This window comes from Pseudomonas sp. ACM7, assembly GCF_004136015.1.
Taxonomy (GTDB): domain Bacteria; phylum Pseudomonadota; class Gammaproteobacteria; order Pseudomonadales; family Pseudomonadaceae; genus Aquipseudomonas; species Aquipseudomonas frigoris.
Genome location: NZ_CP024866.1, coordinates 3,182,848 through 3,200,957, shown reverse-complemented (window position 1 = coordinate 3,200,957; position 18,110 = coordinate 3,182,848). Strand labels below are relative to the sequence as shown.

At 54.4% G+C, this 18,110-nt stretch carries 15 protein-coding genes and 1 pseudogene; 2 read left to right on the top strand and 14 right to left on the bottom strand.

The genetic code is table 11. The annotated features are described in order from the left end of the window. Positions 1–268 precede the first annotated feature (268 nt). The 8 genes from CUN63_RS15035 to CUN63_RS14995 all read right to left on the bottom strand — a co-directional run bounded on the left by CUN63_RS15035 (position 269) and on the right by CUN63_RS14995 (position 10,110). Positions 269–1,468, bottom strand: coding sequence for a retropepsin-like aspartic protease (locus CUN63_RS15035; RefSeq protein WP_129440528.1), 1,200 nt, complete (start codon positions 1,466–1,468; stop codon positions 269–271). Between the two features lie 79 nt (positions 1,469–1,547). Further along, positions 1,548–2,114, bottom strand: coding sequence for a GNAT family N-acetyltransferase (locus tag CUN63_RS15030; protein WP_129440526.1), 567 nt, complete (start codon positions 2,112–2,114; stop codon positions 1,548–1,550). A 122-nt stretch (positions 2,115–2,236) separates the two neighbouring features. Then, positions 2,237–3,007, bottom strand: coding sequence for an electron transfer flavoprotein subunit beta (locus tag CUN63_RS15025; RefSeq protein ID WP_123368597.1), 771 nt, complete (start codon positions 3,005–3,007; stop codon positions 2,237–2,239). 15 nt (positions 3,008–3,022) lie between these two features. Continuing rightward, a complete protein-coding gene (locus CUN63_RS15020) occupies positions 3,023–4,243 on the bottom strand; it encodes an electron transfer flavoprotein subunit alpha/FixB family protein (RefSeq protein WP_129440524.1) in 1,221 nt (406 codons plus the stop codon). Further along, positions 4,243–6,192, bottom strand: coding sequence for a dimethylglycine demethylation protein DgcB (gene dgcB / locus CUN63_RS15015; RefSeq protein ID WP_129440522.1), 1,950 nt, complete (start codon positions 6,190–6,192; stop codon positions 4,243–4,245). Before dgcB ends, CUN63_RS15020 begins: the two co-directional genes overlap by 1 nt. Positions 6,193–6,363: 171 nt before the next feature. Beyond that, complete coding sequence (gene dgcA / locus CUN63_RS15005; RefSeq protein ID WP_129440520.1) at positions 6,364–8,424, bottom strand: dimethylglycine demethylation protein DgcA; 2,061 nt, start codon at positions 8,422–8,424, stop codon at positions 6,364–6,366. A 15-nt stretch (positions 8,425–8,439) separates the two neighbouring features. Further along, positions 8,440–8,970 (bottom strand): DUF5943 domain-containing protein, encoded by a 531-nt coding sequence (locus CUN63_RS15000; RefSeq protein WP_008033249.1) that lies wholly within the window; start codon positions 8,968–8,970, stop codon positions 8,440–8,442. Positions 8,971–9,132: 162 nt separating this feature from the next. After that, positions 9,133–10,110: a dipeptidase gene (locus CUN63_RS14995; protein WP_008033250.1), complete on the bottom strand. Its 978-nt coding sequence runs from the start codon at positions 10,108–10,110 to the stop codon at positions 9,133–9,135. Positions 10,111–10,358: 248 nt separating this feature from the next. Here CUN63_RS14995 and CUN63_RS14990 point away from each other — a divergent pair, with 248 nt between their 5' ends. Both CUN63_RS14990 and CUN63_RS14985 read left to right on the top strand, forming a co-directional pair. Further along, complete coding sequence (locus CUN63_RS14990) at positions 10,359–10,760, top strand: lysozyme inhibitor LprI family protein (protein WP_129440518.1); 402 nt, start codon at positions 10,359–10,361, stop codon at positions 10,758–10,760. A gap of 61 nt (positions 10,761–10,821) precedes the next feature. Beyond that, complete coding sequence (locus CUN63_RS14985) at positions 10,822–11,238, top strand: DUF3010 family protein (protein ID WP_129440516.1); 417 nt, start codon at positions 10,822–10,824, stop codon at positions 11,236–11,238. Between the two features lie 137 nt (positions 11,239–11,375). On the opposite strand, the pseudogene CUN63_RS32200 reads toward CUN63_RS14985, so the two are convergent. The 6 genes and pseudogenes from CUN63_RS32200 to CUN63_RS14950 form a co-directional block, all read right to left on the bottom strand. After that, a pseudogene (locus CUN63_RS32200) lies at positions 11,376–11,738 on the bottom strand (helix-turn-helix domain-containing protein); the annotation flags it as partial. A gap of 263 nt (positions 11,739–12,001) precedes the next feature. Continuing rightward, the gene (locus CUN63_RS14970) at positions 12,002–13,351 is read right to left on the bottom strand and encodes a KamA family radical SAM protein (protein WP_129440513.1); all 1,350 of its coding nucleotides are present in this window, start codon (positions 13,349–13,351) and stop codon (positions 12,002–12,004) included. A gap of 159 nt (positions 13,352–13,510) precedes the next feature. Continuing rightward, positions 13,511–14,638, bottom strand: a complete 1,128-nt coding sequence (locus CUN63_RS14965; protein ID WP_129440511.1) for a pyridoxal phosphate-dependent aminotransferase — start codon at positions 14,636–14,638, stop codon at positions 13,511–13,513. An 18-nt stretch (positions 14,639–14,656) separates the two neighbouring features. Continuing rightward, a complete protein-coding gene (locus CUN63_RS14960) occupies positions 14,657–15,745 on the bottom strand; it encodes an aspartyl/asparaginyl beta-hydroxylase domain-containing protein (RefSeq protein WP_165353254.1) in 1,089 nt (362 codons plus the stop codon). Between the two features lie 128 nt (positions 15,746–15,873). Further along, on the bottom strand, positions 15,874–17,214 hold the full coding sequence (locus CUN63_RS14955) for an MATE family efflux transporter (protein ID WP_256657753.1): 1,341 nt from the start codon (positions 17,212–17,214) through the stop codon (positions 15,874–15,876). 37 nt (positions 17,215–17,251) lie between these two features. Next, positions 17,252–18,091, bottom strand: coding sequence for a hypothetical protein (locus CUN63_RS14950; protein WP_129440504.1), 840 nt, complete (start codon positions 18,089–18,091; stop codon positions 17,252–17,254). Positions 18,092–18,110 lie beyond the last annotated feature (19 nt).

Below are 18,110 nucleotides of genomic sequence, written 5' to 3'. Positions count from 1 at the left end.
TGATCGTTTTTTGATCAGTCTCCTGATAAGCCCGTTTTATATGGCCTGTAGAGGACAGCGAACATCTTATCCACAGATGCGCTAACAGAGATTGGGGGCAAGTATTGGTTCGCGTACAAAGTTATCCTCTGAAAAAAGCGTGAAAAAACCGCAAGTTAGGCTGGTTGTTTTTTGTTCGAAGGGTTGCAGGGCTTGATTTGTATGGGGTGTAGCGAAGGGCGAACATGTTATCCACAGAAGCGCTAACAGGGATTGTGGGTAACCGCGATCAGGTCCTGTTGAAACACGACCAGCCCGAGTCGATGTCCAGATTCAACTCATAGTCATTGAATGCACCCCACCCAAGCAAAAGCGAAGGCACGTACTGGCCCAGCAACAACGACGGAGGAATCGTGTAGTCCGGGTAGTAGTTGTAGGAGATCGATTGGATATGGCCCGACAGGCTCAATTCACCCTTGAAGGTTTGGGAACGCGGGTTATCGGTGACATGAATGGGTGAGTTGCCCGGCGAGGACGACGTCAGGTAATTAACATTGCCGGTGTCGATAATCGCCGGCGTGGCCCGACGATCCAGGCGTGCGGCAATGATCAGTCGTTGATTAATGTCCATGCGCGCGTAGTTAATTCGCGAATCGCATCGCGCGGGAGGTTCGGCGTTAAGCTCCAGCATCTTTTTGGAGACCTTCAAACGCCCCAACTTACCGAGCAAATCGAGCCCCAGTAAGTTATCCCGATCGCTGACAAACACCAGGACGTTTCTGAACTCGCTTGAGCCGATCTTTAAAGACTCAAAGATCCCGAGTTTGGCAGACAGGTCACGTTCACCATAAAACGTGCTGTAGCCATAGTGAGAGTCGGTTAATAGCCTGATTCCCATCAGCTTCGCGGTTTCGTGGTTGACCCGGGTTTGCGGTGCGCCGGTGTCCAGAATGAAGCGTGACGAGACACCATTGGCCGCTTTGACATCGAGGTAGGGCAACACCTCGTCAGCGACGTGACCGCCGCTGGCGTAAGGATGAATCGCCAGCACCTCGTGCCGCTTCGTTCTTGTCACCGAAAAATCGCCGACCGCCCGCAGGGTTGTGAGGGATTCGCTGCCGAACATGGAAAACATCGTGTTGAGTTCAGGGTCATTCGCGATTGCCTGAGCATGACGATGCTTGATCGCCAAATAGTATTCGGGGATCTGGTTTGCGGTTTTGGCCTCGAACATCCGGGCGAGAACAGACACTGAACAATTCAGGTTTTTTTCAGCATCCAAGGCCTTGTCGCATTGCTGTTTCAGCTGCACCAAGGACGCTTTTTGTCCCTGTTCGGACTCTAACCATGTGTAGAAATCCGGAGCTGCCGGCCTGGTATCAGCCATCGAACTTGATGCTGCACACATAAAAAATGCAAGCAGCACCAGAGACGACTTTGAATTCACGCCGCCGATCAGACATGTCTCACGCCGACTGACCGCCCTCATGTTCAACCCATTCTAGAAAACGAGTTTTATGAACTAGCGCTGCGGCAACCCTGAGCAGCTCATAGAGAAATGTAGCTCACTAGGGCCGATACATCAGATAGGCCTCACCCGTGACCCGAATCATCGGATGGGGAGTGATCTGGCAGGTATCGACGATACGAAAGCCATGTCGCTCGTAAAACCGACGGGCGCCGGTGTTCACCGCGTAGTCGATCAGGCTCAAGCCATTGAGCCCCAGCTGGTTGGCGCGGTCGTAAGCGTAGGCGAGGAATTGCTTGCCCAGGCCCTGGTTTCGCCAGCCTTCATGCAGCGCCAGGCTGGAAATATAAAGGGTGTCGGGGATTTCCATCTTGGCATACGGCGCCAGGACTGGATCGGTCACTGGAGGCGCCAGCGGATCGTGACGTATCACGTAGCTGTGCATCATGCCAATGACGTTTCCCCGTGCCTCGGCAATGAGGCAGTTCTGCCAGGAAAAATCCACGTCTTCACGGGCATACCGACTGGCGCCCACGTCCAGTAAATCCTGACCAGGCTGCGCCAGTTGACTCCAGATGTAATCCGCAGCGCCTTCTGATGAAATCTGAAACAAACGAGCAATCTCCCGCGCATCCGCGCGCAGGGCCGAACGAAATTCAACGGTCATTATTTTTCCTTGTGGGAGCGGGCTTGCTCGCGAAGGCGTCTTGTCAGCCAGCATCTGTAATAACTGACACGCCGCCTTCGCGAGCAAGCCCGCTCCCACATTAGATCTTCACTGGATGTCCGTTAGCGGACCACGCCTTCTTCGATCAGTAACTTGAGAATCGCCTCGGCGCCAGCCTCGGCACTCAGCCCTTTAAGCACCTGCCCGCCCCCGCCGCTGGCCTTGGCCGTCGCGGCTTTCATTCGATCCGCGCCGCTCTTGGCCTTGATCACCTTCAAGCGTTTAGGCCGTGGCTTGGCCGGTTGCAGCGTGGCAACCGCCAGCAGTTCATCGTCGATCACTTCGACTTCATCTGCCTGCAACACCCCGCGTCGGGCCGGGCCGTAAGCGCTTTGCCGAGGCTTCGGCGCGGCGTTATCCACAGTCGCGAGAAACGGCAGCCGTACTTTCAAGCGACGGCGCTGACCACGAGGCAAGGCTTGCAGCACCAGCGCTGAATTACCGTCGATGGATTCAACTTGAGCCAGCCCGACTACCAGCGGCCAGCCCAGGCTTTCGGCCAGCAGGAACGGCAGCATGCCCGAGCCTTCGCCGGTTTCCGCCTGGCTGCCGGTCAGCACGACCTGCGCCCCGGCGTCACGCAAATACGCGGTCAACGCCGGCAGCGCATCGGCGCCTGAAGGTTGTTCAAGCACGTGCAACTGTTCCAGGCCCATACCCAGATAGGCGCGTAGTGCAGGTTCCGCGACGTCGCCGGCATGCAGCACTTGCAGGTTATCCCCAGCCAGTTGCAGGCCCAGTTCCACCGCCCGCGCATCCTGCTCCGCACGACGTGGCCGGCCGGAGGTCGGGTGGGCGCCGATGGACACCAGGCTGATGATTTTCGTGCTCATAACCCTTTCCTTTCCTTAAGCCGCATCGCGCTTGGCTTCATTGCGGTAAGCCTCTACCGCATCGATCAAGGCTTGAAGAATCTCGGCGCTCTCACCGATCACCGACAGGTCGGCCCGTTTGATCATGTCGCAGCCAGGATCGAGGTTGATCGCCACCACCTTGTCGCAGGCACCGATGCCTTGCAGGTGCTGGATCGCCCCGGAAATCCCCACCGCCACGTAGACCCGCGCGGTGACCCAGGTGCCGGACGCGCCGACCTGACGGTCGCGGGCCATGAAGCCATCGTCCACCGCCACTCGGGACGCGCCTTCGGTAGCACCCAACGCTTCGGCGGTCCTGTGGAAAAGCCCCCAGTCCTTGACCCCGTTGCCGCCGGAGAAGATGAACTCGGCTTCGGCCATCGGAATCGCCGCCGGGTCCACCGCCACCGCGCCCAGATCCTCGATGCGCGACAAGCTGCGCGCCACGGCTGTGGATAACTCCACCGGCAACGCTTCGTGGCGGGTTTCGCTGACCGGTTCGGCGCATTCGACGGCGGCCAGAATCAAGCGTGCAACCGGACGTGCAAGGTCTTGCAAGCCAGCACCCGCGCGGCCGATGCATTCCTGATCCTTGACCTGCCAGACCCGCGTGGCCGGGCGTTCGCCCAGTGCCGCGGCAAAGCGTCGACCCAGTTCACCACCGCCGCTGCGGCTGTCCGGCAGCAACCAGTGACGCGGGCTGAACTGGTTATCCACAGCTCGCAGGCCCTGGACCCGTTGTTCCGGTGCATAACCGCTGAATTCGTCGCCTTCCAGCACCAGCAAGCGATCGACGCCAGCGGTGGCAAAGGCGTTTTCTTTGTGTTCGCCGAAGACCACGGCCAATACCGCACCGTCCTTGCCGGCCATTTGGTGCGCCAGGCCGAGCAGGTCGCGGTCGTGGCTGCTCAAGCGGCCGCCGACCATGTCCGGCACCACGCTGATGTAGAACGCCGGCGCAAGCACTTGATGCAGCGGCAATTGCACTTCAACGGCGGCCGAGCGTTTGGTCGCCCCGCCCTGTTGAGCGCCGCTGCGGTCAATGCGTTTGATGCCATTGGGACCGATAAAACCGATGCCATGGAGATTCTTGCGGATGACGCCGTTAGGCCCCATCCAGCTGTGTTGCGCCGGCTGCATGGCCGCGTGCAGCGGGTGCAAACGGTTACGGGCGATCCATTCGGCGCGTGGGTCGCGGCGGATAATGTCGCTCATCAGTGGGCCTCCGCAGGTTCACGTTGGGCCGGTTTGGTCGGCTTGCTCGGGGCAGCGTCTTCGAGCAACGCGTCCGCCACCAGTTCGGCGATGTCCTTGATCAGCGGCCGGGGTTCGACCACACCTTCGAGCATCGCCGTGCATTGTGGGCAACCCACGGCCACCAGTTCGGCGCCGGTTTCGCGGATGTCTTCCATGCGCATGTCGGGGATCCGTTGCTTGCCCGGAATGTCGGTGATCGGCGCACCGCCACCACCGCCACAGCAGCGCGAGCGGAAACCGGAGCGTTGCATTTCCTTGATCTCGATACCCAGGGCGCGCAGCACTTCACGCGGTGCCTCGTATTCGCCGTTGTAACGGCCGAGGTAGCACGGGTCGTGATAAGTCACGCTGCTGCCTTTGTGCTGACCGAGGTTCAGGGCGCCAGCGCCAATGATTTCCGCCATGTAGGTGCTGTGGTGCTGCACGAGGTAGTTGCCGTCGAAGGCGCCGTACTCGTTTTTCAGCACGTGGAAGCTGTGCGGGTCGCAGGTAACGATGCGGTTGAAGCTGTATTTGGCCAGGGTATGGATGTTGCGTTTGGCCAACAATTGGAAGGTCGCTTCGTCGCCCAGACGTCGGGCCACGTCACCGCTGTCGCGTTCTTCAAGCCCCAGCACCGCAAAGTCGACCTTGGCCGCTTTCAGCACTTTGACGAAGGCGCGCAGAGTGCGCTGGTTGCGCATGTCGAAGGCACCGTCGCCGACCCAGAACAGCACGTCGACAGATTTCTTCTCGCTGAGCAGGTTCAGGTTCAAGTCCGCCGCCCAGTTCATCCGCCCGCCCGGGGCGAAACCGCCAGGGTTGTCGGTGGCGATCAGGTTTTCCAGGACTTCGGCGCCCTTGTTCGGGGTCGCGCCTTTTTCCAGCGTCAGATGGCGGCGCATGTCGACGATGGCGTCGACGTGCTCGATCATCATCGGGCACTCCTCGACACAGGCGCGGCAAGTGGTGCAGGACCATAAGGTTTCAGCGTCCACCAGACCGTTGACGATCGGTTGATGCGGGTTACCGGCGTGTTCGCCAATCGCCTTGCCTGGATAGGGGCTACCGGCGAACTTGGCATCGGTGCCACCGGCCAGGCCAACGACCATGTCTTGAATCAGTTTTTTCGGGTTCAGCGGCTGGCCAGCGGCGAACGCCGGGCACGCGGCTTCGCACTTACCGCACTGCACGCAGGCGTCAAAGCCGAGCAGTTGGTTCCAGGTGAAATCCTTGGGTTTTTCCACGCCCAGTGGCGCGTTTGGATCGTTCAGGTCCAGCGGTTTCAAACCGGTGGAACGGCCGCCACCAAAGCGTTCGGCGCGACGGTGCCAGGCCAGGTGCAAAGCACCGGCGAAGGCGTGCTTCATCGGCCCGCCCCAGGTCATGCCGAAGAACAGTTCGCTAACGCCCCACAGCACACCGACGCCGAGGATCGCAGCCACCACCCAACCACCGAAGTTTTCCGGAAGGATGCCGGCGACCGGCAGGGTCAACAGGAAGAAGCTCGCAGAGAACGCCAACAGGCTTTTCGGCAAACGCATCCATGGCCCTTTGGAAAGGCGAGCCGGTGGGTTGCGACGACGCAGGAACATGAAAATCGCACCGACGAACATCACCGCCGAGGCAATCAACAGGGCAACACCGAGAATGCGATTGTGCAGGCCGAAACCGTGAACCAGGATCGCCAGCACAATCGACGCCACCGCACCGCCAGCCGTGGCAACGTGAGTGTTGGCGATGTATTTGTCCCGCGCGACGACATGGTGCAAATCGACCATATAGCGCTTGGGCATGGCGAACAGGCCGCCAATCAGGTCGACTTTCGAAGCCCGGCCTCGGCGCCACATAGCCACCCGCCGCAACGCGCCGAGGACAGCGAGGCCCAGGGCTGCGAACAACAGGATTGGAAGAAGGGTGTTCAACATGGTGGAGCTCCCAAAGACCGCAGGGTCTTGCAGGCTTAACTAGCTGGATGCCTTGCCCGATTCCTGTGGGAGCGGGCTTGCTCGCGAAAGCGGCGGGTCAGTCGACATCAATGTTGAATGTCAGTCCGTCTTCGCGAGCAAGCCAGCTCCCACAGGGTTATCCACAAGCTCTTAGAAATCCTTGCACAACCGCAACGCGTCATAGATCGCCGCGTGGGTGTTGCGTTGCGCCACGCAGTCGCCGATGCGGAACAGCAAGTAGCCGTCGCCCGCCTGGCTCAGCGAAGGTTGCGGCTTGATCGCGAACAGGGCCTCGATGTCCATCTGGCCTTTGTTGCGCGACGCTTCCTTCAGCGCGTAATAGATTTCTTCGTCCGGACGCACGCCGTTTTCGACGACGACCTGGTCCACCACCCGCTCCTCTTTGGCGCCGGTGTATTCGTTTTCCAGCACCGCCACCAGCTTGTCGCCTTCGCGGTAGACCTTCTCCAGCATCATGTCCCCGGTCATGATCACTTCTTTGGGGTACATGCTGCGGTAGTAAGTCGGGAACGAGGTGCCGCCAATCGCCACGCCCGGTTTGATGTCGTCGGTGACGATCTCGACCTGGCTGCCCTTGTCGGCGAGGAAGTCGGCGGTAGACATCCCGGTGAACTCGCAGATGGTGTCGTAGACCAACACGTTCTTGCCCGGTGCAACCTTGCCGTCGAGGATGTCCCAGCTGCTGACCACCAGACCTTCAGCCGCGCCCCAGTGCTCGTTCTGCTCCAGGAATGGATGGCCGCCGACGGCGAGTACCACCACGTCCGGACGCAGGTCGAGAATGGTCGCCGCATCCGCCGCCACGCCCAGGCGCAGGTCGACTTTCAACCTCGCTAGCTCAAGCTGGAACCAGCGGGTGATACCGGCGATCTGATCCCGTTGCGGGGCTTTCGAGGCGGTGGTGATCTGCCCGCCGATGAATTCTTTCTTCTCGAACAGGGTCACGTCGTGGCCACGTTCGGCGGAGACGCGAGCGGCTTCCATCCCGGCAGGACCGGCACCGACCACCACAACCTTGCGCTTCACACCGGTCGATTTCTCGATGATGTGCGGCACGCCCATGTATTCACGGGAGGTCGCGGCGTTCTGGATGCACAACACGTCCAGGCCCTGGTATTGACGGTCGATGCAGTAGTTGGCGCCGACGCATTGTTTGATCTGGTCGACCTGACCCATTTTGATCTTGGCGATCAGGTGCGGATCGGCGATGTGGGCGCGGGTCATGCCGACCATGTCGACGTAGCCGCCTTCCAGAATCCGGGTCGCCTGGTTTGGGTCCTTGATGTTCTGCGCGTGCAGCACCGGGGCCTTGACCACTTCTTTGATACCGGCGGCCAAATGCAGGAATGGCTCCGGTGGATAACTCATGTTCGGGATAACGTTGGCCAGGGTGTTGTGGGTGTCGCAACCCGAACCCACCACGCCGATGAAGTCGATCATGCCGGTGTCGTCGTAGTACTTGGCGATCTGCTTCATGTCCTCGTGGGACAAGCCGTCCGGGTGGAATTCATCACCGCACAGACGAATGCCGACGCAGAAATCCGGGCCGACTTCCTTGCGCACCGCTTTAAGGACTTCCAGGCCGAAACGCATACGGTTCTCGAAGCTGCCGCCCCATTCGTCGGTACGTTTGTTGACGCGCGGGCTCCAGAACTGGTCGATCATGTGCTGGTGCACCGCCGACAGTTCAACGCCGTCCAGGCCACCGGCCTTGGCGCGGCCAGCCGCAGTGGCGTAGTTACCGATCACCCGCCAGATTTCTTCCGGCTCGATGGTCTTGCAGGTCGCGCGGTGCACCGGTTCACGGATGCCCGACGGCGACAGCAGGGTTGGCCAATGCTCGCCATCCCAACGGGAACGACGACCCATGTGGGTAATCTGGATCATGATCTTGGCGCCATGCTTGTGCATGGCATCGGCCAGATTCTGGAAGTGCGGAATGATCCGGTCGTCGGCCAGATTGACCGACTTCCACCAGCCTTGCGGGCTGTCGATGGCCACACTGGAGGAACCGCCGCAAATCGCCAGGCCGATCCCGCCCTTGGCTTTCTCTTCGTAATACTTGACGTACCGGTCGGTGGTCATGCCGCCGTCGGTGGCATAGACCTCGGCGTGCGCGGTGCTGAGCACGCGGTTGCGGATGGTCAGTTTGCCGATCTGGATCGGCTGGAACATTGCTTCGAAAGCCATGGCGGGTTCCTCGACTTACAACGGCTTGACGGTGAACAGGCCGTCGTCGTGGCCTTCTTCGGAGCCACCGTAAACCTGTTCGGCAACGGTGCGGATCTTGCTGCCACGAGCTTGCAGAATCTGGTCCATGGCACCGGCAAACCAGCCAGTGAACATGTAGTCGACTTTGCGGCCGACCTTGCCGTACACGTAGACGAACGCCGAGTGTTCGAGCTTGACGCTGGCCGTGCCCTTGTCGAGGTCAATGTCCTGGATTTTGAACAGGCCCCAGCCGCGTTGCGACAGACGCTTCATGTAGTGTTCGAACACCGCAACGCCTTCCAGGCCGTGGCATTCAGCTTCTTTTTCACACCAGTGCCAGGCGGATTTGTAGCCGGCCTTGTAGAGGATTTCGGCGTAGGCGTCGGCGCCCAGCACTTCCTCGATGCCCATGTGGTTGTTGACGAAGAAATGACGCGGCACGTACAGCATTGGCAGGGCGTCGGAGGTCCAGACACCGGTTTCGCTGTCGACTTCGATTGGCAATTGCGGGGCGATCTTGGCCATGGAAACTTAACTCCAGAAAAATTCGTTGTGTTGTCGTGCCGTAGCAGCTGTCGAGCCTGCGAGGCTGCGTTGGGCGGCGAAGCGGCCCCCGAGGGCGGTCCTGCGGACCGCAACGCAGCCTCGTGCCTCGGCAGCTGCTACAGCGTTCGTTTGAAAAAGGGCTTACTCGCCCCAGACGTCCTTCAAGACGTTGACCCAGTTCTCGCCCATGATCTTGCGGACCACACGCTCGGAATGGCCGCGCTTGAGCAGGGTTTCGGTCAGGTTCGGGAACTCGCCGACGGTGCGGATGCCCAGCGGGTTGATGATCTTGCCGAAGCTGGTCAGGCGGCGGGCGTAGCCCTTGTCATGGGTCAGGTATTCGAAGAAGTCCTGGCCATGGCCCTGGGTGAAGTCGGTGCCGATGCCAATGGCGTCTTCGCCGACGATGTTCATGGTGTATTCGATGGCTTCGGCGTAATCGTCGATGGTCGAATCGATACCCTTGGCCAGGAATGGCGCAAACATGGTCACGCCGACGAAACCGCCGTGATCGGCGATGAACTTCAGTTCTTCATCGGATTTGTTGCGCGGGTGGATTTTCAGACCCGACGGCAGGCAATGGGAGTAGCAGACCGGTTTCTTGGATTCGAGGATGACTTCTTCGGAGGTTTTCGAACCCACGTGAGACAGGTCGCACATGACGCCGACGCGGTTCATCTCGGCGACGATTTCACGACCGAAACCCGACAGGCCGCCATCACGCTCGTAGCAACCGGTACCGACCAGGTTTTGGGTGTTGTAGCACATCTGCACGATACCGACGCCCAGCTGCTTGAACACCTCGACGTAGCCGATCTGATCTTCAAAGGCGTGGGCATTCTGGAAGCCGAACAGGATGCCGGTCTTGCCCTGTTCTTTGGCTTTGCGGATATCGGCGGTGGTGCGCACTGGAATCACCAGGTCGCTGTTTTCGCGGATCAGCTTCTGGCTGGCGGCGATATTGTTCACAGTGGCCTGAAAGCCCTCCCACACCGACACGGTGCAGTTGGCCGCGGTCAGACCGCCCTTGCGCATGTCTTCGAACAGCTCACGGTTCCACTTGGCAATAATCAGACCGTCGATAACGATGCTGTCGGCGTGCAATTCGGCTGGGCTCATCAGGCTGTCCCCTATTAGCGATTCATACGCCGAATCGTGTGCCGGCGCTTTGGGGCCAGCATATGCCTGAGGGAGGGGGCAGCCGGGTGCAAAAACGACAGGGGGTTTGCCGAAAGCGTCAATCTGCGACAAAGGGTCGTCGCCGGACGTCATGGGGCACCTGTTCAAGGGCCTGCGCATGGGCCAGAATTCGCGGCACTACTGGATGTTTCACTGGATGCTTTACTGGAAAAAGGGGCGGCGGCGCAATGAAATCGATCTTCCTGGCTTTGGCACTGATAGCGACCGGCGTACACGCGGCCGAAGAGTCCGACGACAACCCCTGCGACAAAGTCGAAAACGAGGTCCAGACCCTGGAATGCTCGGTCTACAGCAGAACCACCGCCGAACAGCTCCTAAAAGACAACTATCAAGGCCTGACCGAGCGCATGCAAACGGCCTACAGCAAGAACCCGGCACAACTGGCCGACATCACCGGCAAGCTCAAGGCTGCTCAACAGCAGTGGCTGAAGACCCGGGATGCGGATTGTGCGGTTGAGGCCTTTCCGGCGACGGCCGGTAGCAAGGCGTTCACCATTGCGCAAAATGATTGCGTGGCGCGGATGAGTGACGAGCGGTCGGAGTTTTTGGAGTCGATTGGGCAGGAGTAAGCGCAAACGCCGATCAACTTGAGCTGTAAGCTGCACGCCATCAGCCAGTTAAGGAATTCAAATGAAAATCTGCGGCATCGAAATCAAAGGCAGCGAAGCCATCATCGCCGTGGCCTCTCTCGACGGTCAGGCGCTGAGCCACGTCGCCCTGGCCACCAAGAAAATTGCCCTCGACGATGACGACGAAGCCGCGAACGTCAAAGTCTTTGCCGCTCAGGTGGCGTCGTTTGTGCGCGAGAACTCCATCGACCGGATTGCGATCAAGAAGCGCAGCAAGAAAGGTGAGTTCGCCGGTGGGCCGACCACGTTCAAGATCGAGGGCGTTTTTCAGTTGTTGGAAAATTGCGAAGTCACGCTGCTGTCGCCACAGACCATCAATGCGCAGAACAAGAAGTTCGACTTTGAACTGCCGGGGACGTTGAACAAGTATCAGCATGAAGCGTTTAAAGCGGCTTGCTCGGCGTTGATGAAGAAGTAAAAGCGAACGCAGATCAAAATGTGGGAGCGAGCTTGCTCGCGATAGCGGTGGATCAGCCGACATCAATGTTGAATGTACTGGCCTCATCGTCGGAACGCCGCCCGGAGCAAGCTCGCTCCCACAGGTGTCTCTGCTGTTCATGCCTTCGCGGTACGCCTGTCTTCGCGCGGACACCGTTCAAAACGCGCCCGGTAACTGCGGGTGAAATACGACGGCGATTCAAACCCGCACGCAATACTCACCTCCAGCACACTCATGTCCGTCTGCCGCAACAACTGCCGCGCCTTCTCCAGCCGCAAGCGCAGATAGATATTGGCTAAAAGCGGTGAAATAGGCGCACCTTGTGGTGTGCCCTGCTTCGCAGGAGTTCGCTTTCCGTTTTCAAGAACAACTGTACGCAGCCATCGGACTATAAACGCTAACACCCGTCGATCCGCGATTCGGTGTTGCAGAAAGCACATCATCCACTCGTGATCGATGGTGTCAAAGAACGCGCGAATAGTTGAGCGGGCTGCTCACATTGAAGTCGTCGGGGTGTGGAGCGCTTACTCAAAACCCAAGGCAGGAGCCGTATGCGGTAATTCCGCACGTACGGATCTGTGCGGGGGTGGCAGGTGGCTGCCATTCCTACCGCGACCAGTTGATCTCGCGTCCTGCGGTTATGAAACGCGGATCCATGAAAACCGCGCACAGAGTATTGAGTGGGAGCACATTGTCCCAGGCTGGCAGTTTGATCATCAGCGGCAACGCTGGCAAAAACGGGTTAAGAAACTTCCCTCTCGAAAAAGAACGCAGTCTCCCCAAAAGCCGGTTTTAGTTGATCGAACCACGTAGCATCGGGATCAAATCGTGCGAAGAATGGCCTCTGCACCCAATCCGGGTTTCGTGCTTGGATAAAACGTAAAACAAACACCTTTTCTCCTCGAATTTCAGCTACACCGCAGACCTCAACTTTCCCCGGATCTGCGCTCATCGAAGGTCCTCGGGCAGTCCTGGCAATACCTGAAACTTGTTTGACCGCGTCCCGGTAAATTTCCCACGCACATACAAGAGGGACTTCAAAATATCGGCGGGCCCCGGTATCACGCTCGATAAACATATAGTAAGGAATAATGCCTAGTTGAATTTGCGTCTGCCAGAGTCGCGCCCAGACGTCAGCAGAGTCATTGATATGAGCCAGCAACGGGCCCTGGCTACGTATTTGAGCGCCTGTTTGTCGAACACGAAGAATAGCCTCTCGAGCAATGGCAGGCTCAAGTTCCGCCCAATGATTATAATGAGCCATTAACGCTAAGTGTTTACCGCTGTTGATGATCTTCCTAAATAGATCAAGAAGTTCACCTGCGTCGCTGTCAGTCACAAACCGCTGAGGCCAGAAAGAAAGCGCCTTTGTACCAATTCGGATAGTGTGGATGTGCTCGAATTCAGGCGTCAAAAGAGGTTCTAGGTAAGCACGTAGATTGCTTGTCTTCATAACTAGCGGATCTCCGCCAGTAATTAAAACATCAGTCACTTTAGGGTTGGCCCGAAGGTAATCCAATAGCTGGGCGTTTTCCTTAGCAGCAATCTTGAGAGATTGGTCACCCGTGAATTGGGCCCAACGAAAACAAAAAGTACAGTAGCTATGGCAAATCTGACCAGCGCTTGGAAAAAACAGCACAGTCTCACGATATTTGTGCTGGACACCCGTTACTGTCACGCCAGACAGTGAAGGAATATTACGCTCCAGCTGCCCTGCTGGATGGGGATTGAGTCTAGCTCTAACCGCTTTTATCGCGACCTCACAGGATGAGCGGTCGGAGTTCCTTAAAAATAAAGATGCTATTAGATCAAAAGACTCGTTATCCAGCATATCTTTCTGGGGAAAGGTAAGCTGGTATATAGGATCGTTGGGAATATTGCTCCAGTCGATCAATTCTTTGATAACATATTCATTGACTCGAAATGGAAGAACGCTTGCCACCACCTTCATCGCCCAAATAGTCCGGCTGTCTAATTTAGCAAGCTGAGGAATCTGGTCGATTTGATTCAAGGTATAAACCTTGAAACGTTCAACCTCGAATTTTTCTGTGAGGTTTTCAACACTTACCGCTATATTTTCAATAGTATGCATAATTAGTGACCAATAAAATTTTAGGGCAGAACATTGCTGGCTATAAAATATGGAGCTGTCTTGACCTAAAATAAATGTCGGGACCAACAATATCTGATGAAACCATGGAGCCTCCAAGCGACAACGGTTTCCACACTAGTAACACCTGTCGTATGAAAATCAGCGATGGTGGACAAGGTCAATAATTCTCCCGCATGCTTCTTTAATTTCAGCTTCATTTACGGAAGCAATAGAGATGCGGATATGGTCCTTCATACCGTAAGAAGACCCTGGCGTGGTCGAAACGGATTTTACATTGAGGAGATCGTCTACAAATTGGGTATCCGAATTCCAAGTAGCACCCAATACTCGGGAAATGTCAGGAAATAGAAAGAAACCACCCTGCGGCCGTACAATGTCAAACGTAGTGCTTAATAATTGATGGCAGTAATAGGCTCGGTGTTGCAACTCATCAACACGTTTTTTAAGAATGCTCTTAGGCAACGCTATAGCTGCCAAGGCACCGTGCTGCGCAAATGTACACGCATTGTCCGTCATGACGCCCTGAAGCGTGGAGCATCGGTCGATGATTTTTCTATCCGCGAACATATAGCCTATTCTAAAACCAGACATAGAGAACAGTTTTGAGAACGTACGTGTAACCACCAGCAGGCTAGAGTCCACCATAAGATCCAGAGGGCTAACATATTCATCGCTACCGAAAATGATGCCTTCGTAGGCTTCATCGGAAATGAGTAGAAAGCCATACTCTTGAGATAACGCCACCAATACTAGAATATCTTGTCGACTGAGAATCAAGCCAGTAGGGTTGTGAGGTGAGTTAATAATCAACGCCTTGGTTTTGAGAGTCACCAACTTGCGAATTTCAACTATGTCGAGACCCCTATTTCCCATTTCGTAATCGACGGCAATACCCCCGTTAAGTTCTATGTAAGATCTATAGGCGGGCCAGCATGGATTCGGAATCAGAACCTCGTCCGCGTTGGATAATATGCATTTCATCAACATGAACAAAGCTTGACTTGAACCATTAGAAACTAAAATTTCGGCCGGGTCGCACAACTTACTATGTTGTTGAAAGCATCTCTCGATCAACGCGTTTTTTAAAACATCTATGCCAGTAAGATTACAATAGCCAGTGTGCCCATTTATTAAGGCGTCAATCGTCGCGCGAGAAACTTCCTGCGGGACTTCAAGGTTGAGCTCACCGTCGTGCATCTGAATTAAGTCACGTATTTTAGGACCTTCACTCAAGACCTTCGATAACTGCTGGCTCGGGTTTGACATGATTTTCACCAACTGTAATTATTTTAAGTGTCGCAGCATCTGCCGCGAGTAAACTTCAGTGAAAAAAGCTTTCGCCGACGGGCTCAGGTCCCCGGGCCAGAAATCAAACATCAGATTTACACGAGTACATTCACTATGGTTCCAAGACTCATGCTGAAAAGTCGTGTCAATGATTGCTATTTCACCCGTTCTCCAACTAACGATCTCTTCCCCGATTCTCAGTCCAGATAACCCATCGTCAGCGCAAAGGATAGGAAGATGTAACGTCAGCATAGGATAAACATAATCCAAATGCGGCTCGATGTGACCGCCCGGTTCTAGGCTTGAAAGCACAACCTCTCTGATAGTAGCGCCTGGCACAACATCCTCGACAAAGCGAATCGTATTTGGAACAAGGTCAGCGTATACAGCAACTTTTTGACCTCCTTTATAAAGTGGAACTGATTTCCACAAAGGATCGCCATGAAAGGGATATTTTTCTTGGGTGTTCTTGTGTTTTTCATAGAGCTGGATTAGTTCCTGCGTCATCTCGGCAAGAAGCGTATCAATGCCTGAGAGGAAGCAGAAATCGTCTTTAGACCAAAGAGGCTTTCTGAGTCCGAATGACGACTTAAATCCGTTGATATTTATATTCGTAGCATAAGGTATAGGCATGACAGGCTTAAGCAAACCGTTGGATAGGCGGCTAGAGCGTGATAACTTTCTTCCATGAAATTCCGACTCAATTAGATCGAGGATACACTCGCGAGTTTTATCATCAATATCGCCAAGCTCATCTAATGCCTCGTACCATAATGTGAGCACAGGTTCCCGCCACTTTAGAGCAGACCTGCAGGTAATCACAACCGTCGCATATAACCAGATTAGGAGGCAAAGTAGTAATAACTGGCTTGATAGTAAAAGTCCAAATCCGACTAATTCAGTTCTGCTGTAGAGTCCCGCCACCAACGTAAAAATGGAGAGCGGAACGAGCCAACAGGTGTAGCTACTAAAACGTCGCACGGTGGAATAAGGTACGACGATATTGAGCATATCAAATTGGGAGCGAATAATCGGCCAAGCGCTGATGGAATAGAGAAGAAAAAATAACAAGCAGTAGTAGGACACTGAATATATCGACAAAAAACCCTTCGGTACCGCCAGAATAAGCAATATAGATAGTAATACTAAGTAAGCTATCACGAATATACTGTGTTTCAGTATGTAATTTATACCTCGAATGCCGTATAGATTTCTCATGCCGCAACCTGCGCCGGAGCCTTGTATCGGATCCATCTAAATAGAAGTAGAGAGAACAGCGCTATAAGTCCAAGTCCTACGCCACACCATACACCCGCCGCTCCTAGGTCAGTATAAAATGCCAAGAAGAGAGCGAGCGGTAGTCCCACTAGCCAAAAACAAATAATCGAAAGCAACATCGGAAAGACGGTCTGTTTCAAGCCCCTAAATATACCGAGCAGTACCATTTGACTTCCATCAAAGAAATGGAAGATTCCTAAAATGCAGACAAAAAGGCTAGATAGCTTGATAAGCTCGTCATCTCCACCTTCACCGCGAGCAACAAATAGCTGAACAATATCATGGGAAAAAATAATCAGGATAGAAGATATTACAGTGAGTACTATCCAGCCGAGCCATAAAGCACTCCATCCGGCGTCACTCGTCCGCCGCGAATACACACCCAAAGGAGAGCAGAGGCTTATTCTCGTAGTAGAAGCTTGAGAAATGCCATTAGGTATTGTAAATACGACTTGAAGAACTTGCATTGCGATACCATGAGCAGCCAACGCAACGATTCCAAACTTACCCACTATGATTGTGAGGATGAAGAAAAATAGAGTGTCATTTGCCTGCGTTAAAGAGACCGGAATACCGTTTCTTAAAATAGGCAGCATCAACCACCCTCTCACTACTGTCAATTTTATACAGTGCTGCCGCTCCCCGAACTGCGGATTCATTAAGCCTAATATGACCAGCAACATACAAAGCAAAATGTTTGTTAGCGTCGTGGCGATACCTGCACCAAACAAACCCAAGGGGGGTATCCACAAAAAGCCAAATATTAGAATCAGGTTAGCAACGAAGTTAAAGATCGCCGCTATAATAATTGCGATAACTGTATATCGCGCTGATCCCATTATTGATAAAACATTTCTGAGGTGTACAAATAAAATCGCTGGGCCGATGCTCCACATCAGGCTATTCATGTATCTCTGAGCTTCGAGAGACAAAAGCGGATCCTGGCCAAAAAAAACTAATATTTCTTTCGTAAAATAGAGCATTGCTAAGCATATTAAGAACGCAGCTACTATGAGCTGAATGCAGCTGGTCGATACAGATGCATATTGTTCTTCTTTTGCCTTAGATCCCAATGCATCAGTAATAAACGGGATGGTAGAGATGAGTAGCCCGGAAAATAATAAAAACAGAAGATAGTAGAGGCCCTGTGCCAAAGTCGACGCAGCTAACGCCTCGGTACTAATCCATCCAGCCATTATTACGTCCGTAGTCGCAATAATCACATGCGCGATATTGCCAGATACAAAGGCTAGCGAGAGCCGGGAACTCTCGCGCATCTCGGAAGCATATCTACGGGAAAGCCTCGCGGCACGGTTATATATCAGTGATGATGTCAAGACTGTACTCCCGGTCTAGGTGCTTAGACACATCCTTGGAAATCTGTACTCTTTTCAGCCATCGATCCGTTCCATCGTACTTTGGCGTAAATTGTGGCCTGCCATGAGCGCACTTATAGTTGTTGATAAACAAAACCTGTGCTTCGTTCATTGATAAGTCAAAGGTTGCTGACTCAACCAGCTTGATAAAATCCTTAAAATCTAGTTCTTCGTAGTGAGACATTTTGCTGTAGTCAACGTAGACAGGATCATAAATGAAGCTGTAGCCCTCGGTAGGTGATTCTTGCAACACCGCCGACTCTAGAGCTGTTGGCTTATATTCGATCGTAGAAGGTCGGTCGGAAAGAATGGTATAACGGCTCTCAGTTAACCTGTGCTTGAGTGTTGCATCAACAGCTGAAAAATCTGGGCAAGACAGCAAGTTGGGGACTTTATCGTCGTTTCTTACGCATAAAAAACCTAGTACATCTGCCCTATAAGGTAAAGCGGGGTCTTCAGTATGCAGTTCTAAATGCACAGAACCACTTCCCAACTGCTTATTTCTATCTTGGAAGATTGGGAATATTTCTTGAACAAGCTTACCGTTCTGCAGGTCGCTATAACCGAAGACATCACCAACATGCCTTGAAAGCTGAAGAAATAAATCATCGTAGTTTGAATGGCAGTCGTCTCTCCAATGTTTCGGCGTCGGTCGCTGTTGATTGGCTTTAGGAAGATCTAATATTGTGACGTCAGATGAAAAACTAAAGTCCTCTTTAAATTGAGCGACAATAGATTCCGGGCTTAACATTGAGTAGTCTAATTTAGTAAATATCATATCTGTACCGAAGAAATGG